Genomic DNA, 15,416 nt, shown 5'->3' with positions numbered 1-15,416 from the left:
TATCAAGGCAAAATAATTTTGCGGATAGTATTCCTGGTATCGGTTACAAAAAGTGCTTTACCACTGTTCGACAGTGCTAAATTTGCAGCTACCACATCGGCCGCTAAGCCTATCCCGTCTTTTCCACTACCACCATTTGGTCCTGCAATAGTAGTAACCGTGTTATTCACTATCCGTTTTATTACATTACCATCTGCTATGTATATGGTAGAACCATCGGTTGATACGGAGATTCCGCTGATGTAGGTGAATTTTTCATTCGGAAGCATTCTTGTAACACTCCCGTCGGCAGCTACTTTAAATAATCGTGTAGTGCAGCTTACGTACTTAACCCCATTGGGTGCCACGCCAACGCCGCGTAATCTATCATTAGTATTAGGCACTAATAGATCCGAGAAGTTTACAACGTTTCTTTGGATAGTTGTATTGGTAATTTTGCCTAAGCTATTGTCGTTCACAAACCAAAACACACCTTTGTTATCCTTCTCTATATCTAAGTTAGAATCTGCGTTACCAATACGACTAACAATGTCAATGCCCCTTTCTTTATTATATATCCTGATGCCGTATCCGGTAGATACAATGTAAATGGTGCCATCGCTGCCAATTTCAACAGCTTCGGGCAAAAGTCCGCCACTTTGCGGATTAGAAGAGAAGGGAACAGAATAAACGTTATTTTGAATAGTAATTTTCCGGATAGCGTCGTTTAAAAAATCTGCTATATAAATGCTGCCATCGTCGGCAATGGCTATACCATGCGGTTTATAGAATTTGGCTTGCGGCCCCGGCCCGTTTCGTAAATGTGGGTCGGAAACCGTCGGTTCAAAAACTCCGGCTATAGTGCGCACCGTATACGCTGGCTCTGAAACCCCAAGTACAGCATTAGTTGCTTCCATATCGTCGGTAACAACCGGGTCAGCGGTTGGCTGTACGTTTTCTGTTTTTTTACAAGCGGTAATCGCCAATAAAATAGCAAAGGCAGAAATAACGACCTTTTTCATAATTGTAAGTTTTTTAGGTTTTCGAGTTTACTTGGTTTAATAAAAGAAATGAAAAATATATTTTGTTTGACTTTATAACCCCTGTTGTATACTAAACTGTATAGCTTCACATAGGCCTAGTTACCAACTAATTATGTGCTCAGAAAAAATATTTCAGATACTTTTAAAATGCTAATATTTTTAGTATTATCTTTGCTTTGTGTTTACGGAAGAGTTTTTTATCGATGTTGAATTAATGCAGGGCCTAACCCGCTTGCAGGTAGAAGAAGTTACAGCCGAAGCACAGGCCGTACTCCAGATACTGCTTTTTACCATCGATTTTTATAATGGTAAAGGCTTTACAACACTCACACTGCAACTCGTAAACGGTAAATGGTACGATCGCGATAGTCGTTTTACAGATGGCGAATATTACATGCTCTATGGCGACGGAAACTTGAACCTCAATTATGAAAGCCCTTTAAGCCAAGACGATATAAATCGGATAGGTGCTGCTATTGCCAATTATATGATTGTTAAGTTGGTGGCACAAATGAGCCTGTTTGTTCCTGTATTTCCCGACCCTAAGTTTAACTAATAGATGAAGCCATGGTCGATACGCAGAAAAAACTTATTAGTCAGTTGCAGAAGGATATTCTCCGCTGGCAAGGCTTTACCGCTCCATCGGGAAGCAGTCATGATCATATTGGTTTAGGGGAAATTGAAGTTGCTTTTCCAAATGGCGTTTTCCCAAAGGGAACCATTCACGAATTTTTAACCTTCGAACCCGAACATACCGCGGCCGGAAGTGGCTTTATTGGAGGTTTGTTAAAAGTTTTGATGGGCGAGGGCAGCGCTTGCCTGTGGATCGGCGTAGCGCGTAAGTTATTTCCGATAGCCTTCGGCAGTTTTGGTATCGAACCCGATCGGATTATTTTTTTAGATCTAAAAAACGAAAAAGAGGTACTTTGGGCAACCGAAGAGGCGCTTAAATGTGAAGGGCTTGCTGCTGTAGTTGCCGAATTACGTGAAATTAGTTTTACTCAATCCCGGCGTTTACAGTTGGCTGTGGAGAAAAGTAAAGTTACCGGCTTCATTCTTCGTACCGATCCGTTAAAACTTAGTACCACTGCTTGCGCTGCACGTTGGCAAATTACCCCGCTGTCCAGTTTGCTTGAGGGGGCTATGCCTGGTGTTGGTTTCCCGCGATGGAATGTGGAATTGCTAAAAGTGCGTAATGGTAACCCCGGCTCCTGGACTGTGGAATGGAATGCCGGTCAGTTTGTGATCGTGGCTGAAGAAAGAGCAGTAGCTGAATTGTCGCATCAAACATTAAAAGCGGGATAGCTATGGCAAGGCGTTTTTTATCCATATGGTTCCGTTATTTAACTACCGACTGGTTAACCATCCGCAAGCCCGAATTGCAGACCCTGCCTTTTGTATTCGCTACGCCGGTGCATGGCCGCATGACCGTAACCGCTGCGAATGCTTTGGCCGAAGCACAGGGCATTACTCCGGGAAATGTTTTAGCAGATGCCAAAGCCATTATTGCTAATTTAGAAGTGTTTGATGAAAAGCCCGACCGTGCCGCTAAACTTTTAAAAGGTTTAGGGCTGTGGTGCATTCGTTATACCCCCATCATAGCCCTAGATTTGCCCGATGGACTTATTCTCGATATTAGCGGCTGCGCACATCTTTGGGATGGCGAGCATGCCTATCTGTCGGAAATTGTATCGCGACTGCAAAGCAAAGGTTATCATGCAAGGGCTGCCATTGCCGATACCATTGGAGCAGCCTGGGCGATAGCCCGTTTTGGACACGGTGCTCCTATTGTTAAAAGTAATGAACTCCGTACTAATTTGTTATCCTTACCTGCTAACGCACTCCGGCTTGATCCTGTAGTTTTGGAGCGTTTGCAGAAGCTTGGCCTTCGCACGGTTAAAAGTTTTATCAGTATGCCCCGCTCGGCACTGCGCAGGCGCTTCGGAAAAGAATTGCTGTTGAGGGTAGATCAGGCCTTGGGTGAAGAGGATGAACCTTTACAATTGATCAAGCCTGTTGAACCTTATCAGGAGCGCTTACCTTGTATGGAGCCTATCCGCACGGCAACAGGTATTGAAATTGCCATACAACGGCTTTTAGAAAACCTTTGCCAACGTTTGCAGGAAGAGGGGAAGGGCTTGCGAACAGCAATACTCAAGTGTTACCGTATAGATGGCAAGGTGATTAAAGTAGAGATTGGCACCAACCAGGCATCGCATCATACCGGGCACTTGTTCAAATTGTTCGAACTTAAAATACCTACCATCGAACCGGCCCTGGGTATAGAGCTTTTTATACTGGAAGCCATTAAGGTAGAAGATGTAGCGCAGATACAAGAAGCCCTTTGGGGAAAGAAAGTCGGACTGGATAACCCAAATGTAATTGAGTTACTGGATCGTATTGCTAATAAAGTAGGGCCCACGGCTATTCGCCGCTACCTGCCCGATGAACATTATTGGCCCGAACGTTCAATTAAGCAGGTATCTTCCCTGCAACAAAAGCCAGCTATTGCCTGGCGGGTTGACCGACCCCGGCCAATCCAGCTTTTACCTCGGCCAGAACCGGTTGAAGTAGCTGCACCCATACCCGATTATCCACCCATGCTGTTTATCTATCAGGGTAAAAAACATATCATCAAAAAGGCCGACGGCCCCGAACGTATCGAACGTGAATGGTGGATAGAGGCAGGTGAGCACCGCGATTATTACCAGGTAGAAGATGAAGCGGGTTGTCGATACTGGCTGTTCCGCTCAGGCCATTATACCGGCGAGCAATCTAACCAATGGTTTATTCATGGATTTTTTGCATAAGGGGGAGGACTAATGGATTATACCGAGTTACAGGTAACCAGCAATTTTAGCTTTCTGCGCGGCGCTTCGCATCCCGAAGAGTTGGTTAAACAAGCTGCTGTTTATGGTTATACCAAAATTGCTATTACAGATCGCAACACGCTGGCCGGTGTGGTGCGGGGGCATGTTGCAGCAAAAAAAGCGAACATGGGATTTATGGTAGGTTGCCGCCTTGATCTGCTCGATGGACCAAGCCTATTGGTGTATCCAACAGATCAGGATGCCTATAGCCGACTTTCGCAATTGCTTACTGTGGGTAATCTCCGGGCCGAGAAAGGCGAGTGTCATTTATATAAAGCGGATGTTTATCAATATTCTGAAGGCCTCAAATTTATCGTATTACCACCTGCTGAACTGAATGCTAATTTCGACTTTGATGAGAGTTTTTGGGAAGTTTTAAAGGAATATCGGAACGCTTTGAGCTCTAGCCTTTATTTAGCTGCAACCCGAACTTACACCGGCGATGATCAAAAGAGATTGTATCGCCTCAATCAGCTTTCCAAGAAATTTAACATTCCGCTCGCTGCCACTAATGATGTGCATTATCACGAAGCTGCCCGGCGTGAGTTACAGGATGTTTTAACCTGTGTACGCGAGAAATGCACCATCCATACCGCAGGTTTCCTGCTGCACAGTAATGCCGAACGGTACCTAAAGCCTATTGATGAAATGCATCGCCTCTTCAGGCAATACCCCGAGGCTATCCGGCACGCGCAGGAAATTGCCGATGCCTGCCAATTTTCGCTCGATAGCCTGAAATACATTTACCCCGAGGAGATTACGAGCGAGGGCAGAACTCCACAAGAAGAACTGGTTTACCTGGCCTGGCAGGGTGCAAAGGAAAAATTTGGTGATGATATTCCAGAAAAGATCAGGAAGAATATCCAATTCGAACTGGACTTTATGGAGAAGAAGAACTATGCTTCTTACTTTTTAACGGTTTATGATTATGTGCGCTTTGCCCGTAGTCAGGGTATCCTTTGCCAGGGGCGTGGGTCTGCAGCTAACTCAACGGTTTGTTATTGTTTGGGTATTACCTCTGTTAATCCCGATAAATTTAATCTGCTATTCGCCCGTTTTATGTCTGATGCCCGAGATGAGCCGCCTGATATAGATGTGGATTTCGAGCACGAGCGCAGGGAAGAAGTAATCCAATACATCTACCAAAAATACGGCCGCGAGCGGGCCGCGATAGTAGCCACCGTTACCCAAGAGCGGCAAAAAGGAGCTATACGCGATGTGGGTAAAGCTATGGGCTTATCTGTAGATACCATTAACCGACTTTCGGCTGCTATATGGGATTTTAATGATGAGTGGTTTGAGGGAAAATTACTTAAAGAGCAAGGCTTAAACCCTAATGATTTGCATCTGAAAAAAGTGTTGCAGCTTACCGGAGAACTGATGGGTTTCCCACGTCAATTAGGTCAGCATACAGGTGGCTTTGTAATTACCCAAGGCAAGCTTGCCGACCTATGCCCCATTATGAATGCACGGATGGATGACCGCACCTGTGTGGAATGGAACAAAGATGATATAGAAGCACTTGGCTTTTTAAAAGTGGATGTATTGGGCTTGGGAATGTTGACTTGTATTCGCAAGGCATTCGATCTGGCCAAAAAGCATTATGATAAAGATTGGACCTTGGCCAATATCCCCGAGGATGATGCCAATGTTTATGCAATGATCCAAGCGGCTGATACGATTGGTGTTTTCCAGATTGAAAGCAGGGCCCAGATGTCAATGTTGCCCAGATTAAAGCCTGAAAAGTTTTATGATCTCGTTATTGAGGTTGCCATTGTTCGTCCAGGACCAATACAGGGAGATATGGTGCACCCATATTTACGCAGACGTGATGGCATAGATGTTCCGGAATATCCGAATAAGGAGTTAATACCAATTTTAAAACGCACGTTAGGTGTTCCATTATTTCAGGAGCAGGCTATGGAAATTGCCATTGTTGCTGCTGGTTTTACACATGCCGAAGCTGACGAATTGCGTCGGAGCATGGCCACATTTAAAGCCAAAGGGTTAGTAAGCCATTTTAGAAATAAGTTGGTAAGCGGCATGGTAAAAAGGGGCTATGAAGAAGATTTTGCTTTACGCGTTTTTAAACAACTGGAGGGTTTTGGTAGCTATGGCTTTCCCGAAAGCCATGCGGCCAGTTTTGCACTGCTGGTTTATATTTCATCGTATATTAAATGCTATTACCCCGATGTATTTGCCACCGCCATACTCAACAGCTTGCCTATGGGGTTTTATCAACCGGCGCAGCTAATAAGTGATGCCCGTAAACATGATGTTAAGGTACTACCCATAGATATTAATCATTCGATGTGGGATTATACTATGGAGCCAGGAGCAGAATTAGGTGATCTTTATTCGGTGCGGATTGGTTTCAGGCAGGCTGATGGCCTAAAGCAGGAAGATATGGAACTATTAGTGACAGTCCGCGGAAAAGGTTATACCAGTATCACCGCTTTGCGCGATGCAGGTATACCGCAGGCAGCACTCGAAAAGCTGGCCGATGCAGATGCTTTTCGCTCGATAGGTTTGGATAGCCGCCAGGCTTTGTGGGAAATTTCTGCATTGGCTGACCGTCCGGTTGCTTTGTTTCAGGGGCAGCCTTCTGCAAGCGTGACAGAAACCCAGGTGCAACTTCCTTTACTAACGGCTTCTGAAAATGTAATACAAGATTACGCTGCAACGTCTTTATCACTCAAAGCTCACCCGGTTAGCTTTATTCGCGAGAAACTTAGTTTACTTAATATCACATCTAACAAGGGGCTCGATAATGTTAAAGATGGCGATTGGGTAAAAGTTGCCGGTTTGGTATTAGTGAGGCAAAGGCCAGGTACAGCCAAAGGTATTTGCTTTATTACTATTGAGGATGAAACGGGCGTATCCAATCTGGTGGTATTCCAAAAGTTCTTCGACAAATTCCGTAAAGAGATATTGCAGTCAAAATTACTGATGGTAGAAGGCAAACTCCAGCGTGAAGGCCTGGTAGTGCATGTGGTAGTTAAACGCTGTTTCGATCTGTCGAAATTATTAAAAGGGCTCACCGTAGCAGAAACGGAAGAACTTCCTGTTTTGACGCTATCCCGGGCTGACGAAAGGACATCACCTTTCCCCGCCGAAACCAAGTGGACAAAGAAAGATGAGCCTATCTCGCAGAAAGTATTTCATAAGGGAAGGAACTTTAAATAGTCAGTTCGTTGTCGATTACTCGCTGATCTTTTTTAGCTGTATCGCATTTAAAATGGGCTCACCTTTTATAGCCTTGAAGTTAATCTTGATGCCGTTTTTATTTGCTACTGTTACTATTGTTTTTTCTGTACCTACAGTGAGTGAGCCATATTTGGCCGCAACGTTAAACTTCTGTAATAACGGCTTATCGTTTATCAGCACATCAAAAATACGCTCCTGCGAAGCTTCTTTGTTGGTACTGTTGTCTAAATTGTAAGCCAGCGCTTCTTTGGTTTTATCGGTGGTCAGTTCGGCAAAGTGTAGCGTTATTTCATATTTCCCCGGTGGCACATCAAAGCGGTAACCTTGCAACCTAACTTGCTGGGTTTGATATATCGGGTCATCTGTGGTATTAATAATGTTGCGGTCGGTGCCATAACTTTGGCGGCCATTACCTTTCATTACATAAGTCTCGCCGCCAATGCTTCCAAAGCTACCCGGTTTGTAAGCCTGATCTGGGATCCAAATGTTTCGGGCCTTGTCCGTATAAAAGCGTTTGGCTCCAAGTAATACATTAATATTCAGGTTAGCTTGTTTTGCACTTTGCAGTTGGCGCGGAATTAGGTTGAATTTTATAATTGCTTCATCCTTGTATGCCTTTCCATTGATGATAGCATCTGCTTCAATTTTATTAATCCCGTTTTTGAACGCAACGTTAAAAGTGCTCATGCCATCAGAAACTTGTTGTGTGTTAATGCTAATCCCGTTTACTTTTAAGGTGATTTTTGCTGCATTAGAAAATACTGTTAGAGGCTGTGTTGCAACTGACTGGTTTAAACTATCTGTTATGGCAGCCCTGATAAGCCAGTTAGAAATTTTAATAAAAGGCTGTTTAATTAAGTTTGCCTCGTAAAAAAAGTACGTGTCCTTTGGCTTGCGATCCCAGGTTAACAGGCCTTTATTATTGATGTGCGGCATGGTTTCATCGCGAGTTTCTGAGTTGAAATCGGCTAGGTTCCATACGGCTGCGGCTGCAACAAAAGGGCGCTCTTCAATGGCTTTAAGATAAACTTTGTTAAAATCAACCGCGTACTCAATACTCTTATCAAACCTAACAGGTTGTAATGATCTAATGCGTGGATCGGCATCCGCACCAAATTCAGAGATCATAATTGGAAGGGCCGGGAAGTCATGATGGAAGCTATCCAGAAACTTACCAAAGTCCTCTGTTTTGCCACCATACCACCCGTTATATAAATTCCAGCCAATGATCTGTGGTATTTCCACTAAGCCAACCTGGCGATAACGGTTATAATCTCCATGGCAAGCAATCATGGTATAGCGCGACGGGTCTTCCTTCCTCGTCAGGCTATCTAATGCTTGTGCCAGTTGTTTGATGTGCCCAAAATATTGTTGTTGCCGTGGCTTATCATCGCTAAATTTTGGTCTCAATAAAACCTCATTCATATAAGCCCATATGATCACGCTCGGATGGTTAAAATTTTGGCGGATCATCTCTACCTGCATGTTTTTACAGGTTTCGGTAAACGCTTCGCTCTCGGTAATAGCATTCACTATGGGTATCTCAACCGACGCCAGAATACCTAAGCGATCGCAGGTTTCCAGTATTTTTGGATCTTGCGGATAATGGGATACGCGTAAAAAGTTGCCACCCATTTGTTTAATGAGTTCTACATCGTGCACATTATAATTAACTGGGATGGCGTTGCCAATGCCTTCAAAGTCCTGATGTCTGCTTGTACCAACCAGTTTTAACGGATTGCCGTTTAAGAAGAAACCTTTCTCTCCGTCGAACTTAAACCAACGTAAACCAAGTGGATTAACAACCTCGTCTAAAATAGCACCGGTAGTTTTATTTATCAGTTGTGTTTTAACGCTGTACAAAAAGGGATCATCCGTAGACCATAAATGTGGTTTGCCAATAGCCGGCAGTGTGTGCTCGAAATGTCCATCTTTAATGCTTGTGGTAGCCTTAGCTACCGTTTTTGTGCCGTTCAGTACTGTGGTTATTACCTGTACATCATTTGCTGAGCCGTCAATTTCACCTGTTACTTTTACTGAAGCAGACGATGGTGACACATCCGGCGTAGTCACAAACACGCCATTAGCGGCATGTTCTAATGCGAAATGTGTTTTATTGGTAGTTATTAAACTAACTGAGCGGTAAATACCACCATAGAAGGTAAAGTCGGCAGTTAAAGGAGGAATGTTCTCATTAAAGCTATTATCAACTTTTACAGCAATATCGTTGACTCCAATCTTTAGATATTGGTCGGCCTCTACGCAAAAACGGGTGTAACCCCCTTTATGGCTTCCGGCTTTATGACCGTTGATGTAAACATCTGTTTCCTGGTTAGCACCATTAAAGTACAAGAAGATTGCTTTATCCTTAAAGCTTTTATTAAGCGTTAATGTTTTGTGATACCAACCAGGTCCGCGATAGTAGCCAGGGGCATCATCCATTACATCGTCCTTGTTCCAGGTATGAGGTAGGTTAATAACTGAGCTTTGTTTTGCCGACGAGTCTTTAGAAAAATGCCAATCATTATTCAAACTGATCTCTGTACGTTGTGCAAAAGCAAATGAGGTATAGAAAACGGCTACAAAAAGAAGACAAATAGCTTTAAATAATTTGCTTAGCATAGGTTTTAGATGGTATTTGTTTTAACGTTTCGGCTTCTTCCGCACTTCGTTCAGGGCTAATTGCCAGTTAAAATACTGCTGATTGTTTGCTGCTTGTTTTATGGTGCCGATATAAGATGGGTCGAAGTAGGCAGCGAGCGATAACATATAGATGCCGCTTTTAGGCTGAAACAAAGTGCCTGCTTCATAGCCTTTCTCGTGGTTTTCTGCGCGCTTTTTATCAAATGGTACAGTGCTTTTCACAAACTCACCGTGTGTTTTTTCGCCATTCATATAGGGAATCATAAAGTCCGAGCACTTTTTGATCGAAGACCCATTGGGTGTTTGATAGTCGAAGTAGTTTTTGCCTTTAGCGCGGTATAATGCAATACAGGTAGAAAGTAACGGTTCAATATCATAAGTGTGATAATGGAAGGCATCGCGCTCTATAAAATCGTGTGTGGTGCCGTCGGGATTAAGGTTTACCGCTAATTGCTTCTCGAGTTCGGTGGTGATGTAACTATAGTATTTGTCGGTATGCAGGGTGTAAGCAATCAGTGTGATCATCTTGATACGATGCGAATTCCAGTTATTGATTGCAGTGCCTCGGCCGGGCTTGGCAGATTCACTGTTCACTAATGATTCGGCAATGCTCTCCATCCACTTATCCACCAGCATTTGGTTTTCTGCCGATAAGTAGCTGCGTACCAAATCATAAGCAGTAACCATGTCCTCCAGTTTGGTTTCGTCGATAGGATCGCCGGTAGCCTGGTTAATTTTGGCCCATGAGGTTAGGAATTCAGTTGCTTTGTCAAGGTATTGTTTTTGTCCCGATACCCTGTAAACCAAGGCAAGCGCATAAACCTTATTGCAATCTGCCGCCGCTTTTAAGCTGGCTGTTTTAGCCGGATTACCCTCTAACAAACCCTGTGAAGTTATTTTTTCAATAGGATTAGGCTGTTCAACTAAAGATCTGTCGGCCGTGATTTTAAAAGGTTCATAAACCTTTTTGTAAGCCTCGTCTTTATCGATAGCGGTTTTTAAGTGCTTTAGCTCGTCTTTAGATAAACTTACAATTTGCGCTTTTACATTCATCATCAGGCTTACAAAACCTATAGCCAACAGCAGCTTTTTCATTAGTGGATATTAGTAGTTAAAAGCTTTTTTGATCCCCAGTTCTAAGCCACGTAGTTCAGCCAGGCCACGTAGGCGGCCAATAGCAGAGTAACCGGGATTTGTTTTCTTGTGCAGATCATCCAGCATTTTATGGCCATGATCTGGGCGGAAAGGCATATAAATATCTTTGCGGCCAGAAACGATGCGTTTTTGCTGTTCTTCTAACAAGGCCTTCATTACAGAATACATGTCTACATCGCCGGTTAAATGATCGGCTTCGTAAAAGTTGCCGTATTCATCACGTTTAGTGCTGCGCAGATGTATGAAATGGATGCGATCGCCGAGGCGCTGCACCATGCCGGGCAGGTCATTGTCCTCATTCACACCGAATGATCCGGTGCAAAAGGTTAAACCATTATTGCGGCTTTCAATAGCGTTGTAAATATCTTCAATGTCCTGTTCGTTACTTACCACTCGCGGCAAGCCTAAAATAGGGTAGGGAGGATCATCTGGATGAATACACATCAATACGCCAGCTTCTTCGGCAGTTGGGATAACCTGTTGTAAAAAGTAAGCAAGGTTAGCTTTCAGTTCCTTCGGGCCAACGTTGTTATAAGAAGCAAGCACTTTTAAAAACTCCTCGAGCGTATAACCTTCTTCCGAACCCGGCAGGCCTGCTATGATATTTTTAACCAAAAGCTTTTTATGGTCTTCAGTGAGGCCATCATGGTAAGTTATCGCTTTTGCAATTATTTGATCGGTATAGCTCTTTTCGGCATCCGGTCTTTTCAATATCAGCATATCGAAAGCAGCAAAAGCAGTAAGGTCGAATCTTAGCGCGGTAGAGCCATCAAGCATCGGATACTCCAGATCCGTCCGTGTCCAGTCGAGCACGGGCATAAAATTGTAGCACACGATGTTGATACCGCAGTTGCCTAAATTAGTCAGACTTTGTTTGTAATTATCAATGTGTTGTTGATAGTTACCGGTACGTTTTTTAATATCCTCATGCACGGGCACGCTCTCCACAACCGACCACGTTAAGCCAGCTTCTTCGATAATTGCTTTTCTTTTCAGGATCTCATCAACGGGCCAAACTTCGCCGTTGGGAATGTGGTGCAGGGCGGTAACAATGCCGGTAGCGCCCGCCTGTTTTACATCTGCTAACGAAACCGGGTCATTGGGGCCATACCAGCGCCATGCTTGCTCTAAACTCATTTTATGCTGTTATACTTTTATTAACGAAGATAAATTACAGGGCGTACTTTTCGCTGTCAGTCTGGATAAAATCCCAACGCGAAGGACTGAACGAATCGATTAGCATACCTTCTTCAACGCAAACACAACCATGTACGGTGTATGGCGGTACATAATAGCCGTCGCCCTTTTTGATGGTCTTTTTGGTATCGCCAATGGTCATTTCAAAAACACCACTTTCTACATAGCTTGCCTGGGCATGCGGGTGGCTGTGCAATTCGCCTACACCTCCTTTTTCAAACTTTACCTTCACCAGCATCAGTTTATCGTCATAGCCTAATATCTGGCGCTGTACTCCCGGACCAGTGGTTTCCCAGCCGGCGTTCTCCTGGTTTTGAAATAAATTGCTCTGTATCATATCCAATTAGTTTTTTAATGCGCCTGTTGTGTTAATTACAGGTTTATTATCTGCCAGGCGTTTCTGACGAAGTAATGCCTCGAGGTAATAATAGTCGGCATAAATAATAGGTACATCTATTTCGCTTTTAGCAGGTTTGTGGCCGGTGCTGTGTAAAAGCAAAAAGCCGTGTGTGCTGTCGGGTTTTGTCTGGTAATTGTCGTTAAGACTTTTAATAATCTTGTCGGCAGTGTTTTTATAATTTTTGCCGTTTTCGCTACAAGCACTTAACTCATACAAAGCCGATGCCATAATGCTTGCGGCTGATGCATCGCGCGGCACGTTTGGAATGGCGGTATCATTGTAATCCCAGTAAGGCACCAGATCTTTAGTCATGTTTGGATTACTGAAAATAAACTTGGCAATGTTTTCCGCTTGTTGCAGATATGCTTTATCGCCGGTTTCGCGATAGCACATCGTGTAACCATATAAGCCCCAAGCCTGTCCGCGTGCCCATGCAGATTCATCTGCAAAGCCTTGGTGGGTTTGTTTATGCATTACCTTTCCGGTCTCCGGATCGTAATCAATTACATGGTATGAACTATAGTCGGCACGAAAATGATTTTTCATGGTGGTGTTAGCGTGCGTAACCGCGATCTTATAAAAGCTCGAATCGCCGGTTAGTTTAGTGGCTTCGAATAAAAGCTCAAGGTTCATCATATTGTCGATGATCACTGGATACTTCCACTCCTTACGATTATCCCATGATTTGATGCAACCCACAGTAGGATTAAACCGGGTACAAAGCGTTTTAGCCGATTGGATAATCACATCCTTATAATGGGCATCGTGCGTTAGGCGATAAGCGTTGCCTACGCTGCAATAAACCTTAAAACCCATGTCGTGCGTGCCGCCGTTGGTTTGCTCGGCTTCCATTGTGGTTGTAAAAGGTTCGGCCTTGGTTTTCCAATTTGCGTTACCGCTATATTCATACAGAAACCACATTTCACCCGGAAAGAAGCCACTGCACCAATCTTTGCTGTTCACCAATATCAAACTCCCATCCGGGTTAATAGAGCGTGGAGAAAATACGCCCGGTTTTGTAGCAACAGCTTTGGCCTTTTCTGTCTCTTGCAGTAATACATCTGTTTGATGTTCTGCAAAGCTGAAAGCTTTAGCGTTGCCTTTTTGAGCAAATGAGTTGTAAGTGAGCGCCTGTAATAACAATACAGGCAATGCGAATTTAATTTTCATAGCCAATTAGTTGCCTGCTACGTGGATCTTGATCACTAATTTTTTGACTATGTCATAACCATCTACCTTAATGTTAGGGCGGTGCGCATCTTGCGGGAAGAAAAGATAAAAGGTACCCGGCTCGGCGGTATGCATTTTGCCTGTTGCGGTATAGTTAGCTACATCTTTGGTGGCATCATACGGTTTGGTTACCGTTGCGGTGCTTACCGGTGCAACTTCGATCTGTTCTTTGCCTTTAATTACATATTGCAAGTCGATATATTTTTGATGTGATTCCCAGCCGGCTTTAGCGGGTTCTTTAGAAGGCGCCTCGGTTACCGACGCATAAGCATTATCACCATCAATAGGATATTTGCCAGGTGCAATGGTTTCCAGGTCGGTATTTTTAAGATAAGTAAAAACGCTATCCCACATGGCTTGGTGCGCATGGTACTGCTTGTAAAATTCAACAGCATTAACATCGTCACTTACTTTAAGACTGATGCCGTTGTTCCACTCTTTGCTTTTCAGCCATTTTTTAGCGGCCTTTTCTGTAGGCTGTTGTGCTAATACAGAATTCTCTATCATAAAAAAACTAATTGCAAATAAGATTACTTGAAATGCGTGCTTCATTTTCATGGTTAAATAGGTTTGATTAACCCTTTTGGTTATGTTTATTTTTTAGGTTCGATGCCTGATTTTGGGCATTAAAACGATCAATATTACGATGTATTAATGTTAATTTAATCATACCGGCGGGTATAATTCTACGCAAACGTTATCGAAAAGCGGACGTTTTTAGATGTAGCCTACCTCCGATAACGTTTGCGTAGAAATAACAATCCAATTGTTTTTAATTAAACGGGTATAGTTGTAGACTTGCTAAACCATTATAAAGAAGTTAAATCTCTTAAAGAATATAATCTTGAAAGTATTACATAGCGTACACCCTGATGATTTCAAAACCTATCAGACCTCATTAATACGTGAGCGTTTTTTGGCCGATGGAATTGTAAAGGCAGATCAGCTGACCTGCGTTTATACCCATTACGATCGTATGATTGTTGGTGGTGTTAACCCGGTAACCAAACAAATTGAACTGGCAAATTACCCAAATCTGCGTGCCGAATATTTTTTGGAGCGTCGGGAGATCGGTATTATCAACGTAGGCAACGGTGCAGGGCAAATTACCGCGGACGGCGTGGTTTATGAGCTGAACAAACTTGATTGTCTTTATATAGGTAAGGGAACAAAGAAGGTAACCTTTGCGGCTAAGGACGAGGCTAATCCGCCAGTATTTTTCCTGCTTTCAGCCCCGGCTCATCAAACTTATCCAACTACTTTAATGACCAACGAGCAGGCCATTAAGGTTAAAGCAGGGCATGCCAGTACGGCAAATGATCGTACCATTAATAAATATATCCATCTGGAGGGCATCAGAAGCTGTCAATTAGTAATGGGTTTAACCATTTTACATGGTGGTAGCGTTTGGAATACCATGCCTCCGCACGTGCACGATAGAAGGATGGAAGCTTATTTCTACTTCGATGTACCGCAAGGCCAGCGCATTTTCCATTATATGGGCGAGGGTAACGAAACCCGCCATATTTTGATGGAAAATTACGATGCAGTTGTTTCGCCACCTTGGAGCATACACTCGGGTGTGGGCACGGCAAGCTATAGCTTTATCTGGGGTATGGCCGGCGAAAATTTAGACTACACAGATATGGATGCTATTAGCATCCCAGAGATCAGATAACCTAATCTAAACAT

The 15,416-nt window shown here is 43.6% G+C and carries 12 protein-coding genes; 5 read left to right on the top strand and 7 right to left on the bottom strand.

Annotated features, from left to right (window positions below; translation table 11 throughout):
- Positions 1-2: 2 nt before the first annotated feature.
- Positions 3-1,001, bottom strand: a complete 999-nt coding sequence (locus tag GSY63_RS17875) for an NHL repeat-containing protein (RefSeq protein ID WP_166587200.1) — start codon at positions 999-1,001, stop codon at positions 3-5.
- Between the two features lie 199 nt (positions 1,002-1,200).
- On the opposite strand from GSY63_RS17875, the gene GSY63_RS17870 reads away from it, so the two are divergent.
- The 4 genes from GSY63_RS17870 to GSY63_RS17855 are packed head-to-tail and all read left to right on the top strand — an operon-like array spanning position 1,201 to position 7,078.
- Positions 1,201-1,578: a hypothetical protein gene (locus GSY63_RS17870; protein ID WP_166587199.1), complete on the top strand. Its 378-nt coding sequence runs from the start codon at positions 1,201-1,203 to the stop codon at positions 1,576-1,578.
- Between the two features lie 11 nt (positions 1,579-1,589).
- Positions 1,590-2,327 carry an ImuA family protein gene (locus tag GSY63_RS17865; RefSeq protein WP_166587198.1) on the top strand — a complete coding sequence of 246 codons (738 nt, stop codon included), beginning with the start codon at positions 1,590-1,592 and terminating at the stop codon, positions 2,325-2,327.
- A 2-nt stretch (positions 2,328-2,329) separates the two neighbouring features.
- Complete coding sequence (locus GSY63_RS17860) at positions 2,330-3,832, top strand: Y-family DNA polymerase (RefSeq protein WP_166587197.1); 1,503 nt, start codon at positions 2,330-2,332, stop codon at positions 3,830-3,832.
- 12 nt (positions 3,833-3,844) lie between these two features.
- Entirely contained in the window at positions 3,845-7,078 is a 3,234-nt protein-coding gene (locus tag GSY63_RS17855) for an error-prone DNA polymerase (RefSeq protein WP_166587196.1), read from the top strand.
- Positions 7,079-7,093: 15 nt separating this feature from the next.
- On the opposite strand, the gene GSY63_RS17850 is transcribed toward GSY63_RS17855, so the two are convergent.
- From GSY63_RS17850 to GSY63_RS17825, 6 genes are read right to left on the bottom strand one after another with little or no spacing between them, the layout of a single operon-like run.
- Positions 7,094-9,721 carry a glycoside hydrolase family 2 TIM barrel-domain containing protein gene (locus GSY63_RS17850; protein WP_166587195.1) on the bottom strand — a complete coding sequence of 876 codons (2,628 nt, stop codon included), beginning with the start codon at positions 9,719-9,721 and terminating at the stop codon, positions 7,094-7,096.
- A 21-nt stretch (positions 9,722-9,742) separates the two neighbouring features.
- Positions 9,743-10,837, bottom strand: a complete 1,095-nt coding sequence (locus GSY63_RS17845; protein WP_166587194.1) for an alginate lyase family protein — start codon at positions 10,835-10,837, stop codon at positions 9,743-9,745.
- Between the two features lie 9 nt (positions 10,838-10,846).
- Positions 10,847-12,034 (bottom strand): mannonate dehydratase, encoded by a 1,188-nt coding sequence (gene uxuA / locus GSY63_RS17840; RefSeq protein ID WP_166587193.1) that lies wholly within the window; start codon positions 12,032-12,034, stop codon positions 10,847-10,849.
- Between the two features lie 34 nt (positions 12,035-12,068).
- Positions 12,069-12,431, bottom strand: coding sequence for a cupin domain-containing protein (locus GSY63_RS17835; RefSeq protein ID WP_166587192.1), 363 nt, complete (start codon positions 12,429-12,431; stop codon positions 12,069-12,071).
- Positions 12,432-12,437: 6 nt separating this feature from the next.
- Complete coding sequence (locus tag GSY63_RS17830) at positions 12,438-13,664, bottom strand: glycoside hydrolase family 88 protein (protein ID WP_166587191.1); 1,227 nt, start codon at positions 13,662-13,664, stop codon at positions 12,438-12,440.
- A 6-nt stretch (positions 13,665-13,670) separates the two neighbouring features.
- Positions 13,671-14,282, bottom strand: coding sequence for a YhcH/YjgK/YiaL family protein (locus GSY63_RS17825; protein ID WP_208094585.1), 612 nt, complete (start codon positions 14,280-14,282; stop codon positions 13,671-13,673).
- A 286-nt stretch (positions 14,283-14,568) separates the two neighbouring features.
- Between GSY63_RS17825 and kduI the strand changes: the two genes are divergently transcribed.
- On the top strand, positions 14,569-15,402 hold the full coding sequence (gene kduI / locus GSY63_RS17820; RefSeq protein ID WP_166587189.1) for a 5-dehydro-4-deoxy-D-glucuronate isomerase: 834 nt from the start codon (positions 14,569-14,571) through the stop codon (positions 15,400-15,402).
- Positions 15,403-15,416: the final 14 nt, after the last annotated feature.

Source organism: Mucilaginibacter agri, assembly GCF_009928685.1.
GTDB classification, from domain to species: Bacteria; Bacteroidota; Bacteroidia; order Sphingobacteriales; family Sphingobacteriaceae; genus Mucilaginibacter; species Mucilaginibacter agri.
Note: the sequence above shows the minus strand (reverse complement) of the source record. Positions and strands in the feature narration are given on the sequence as shown.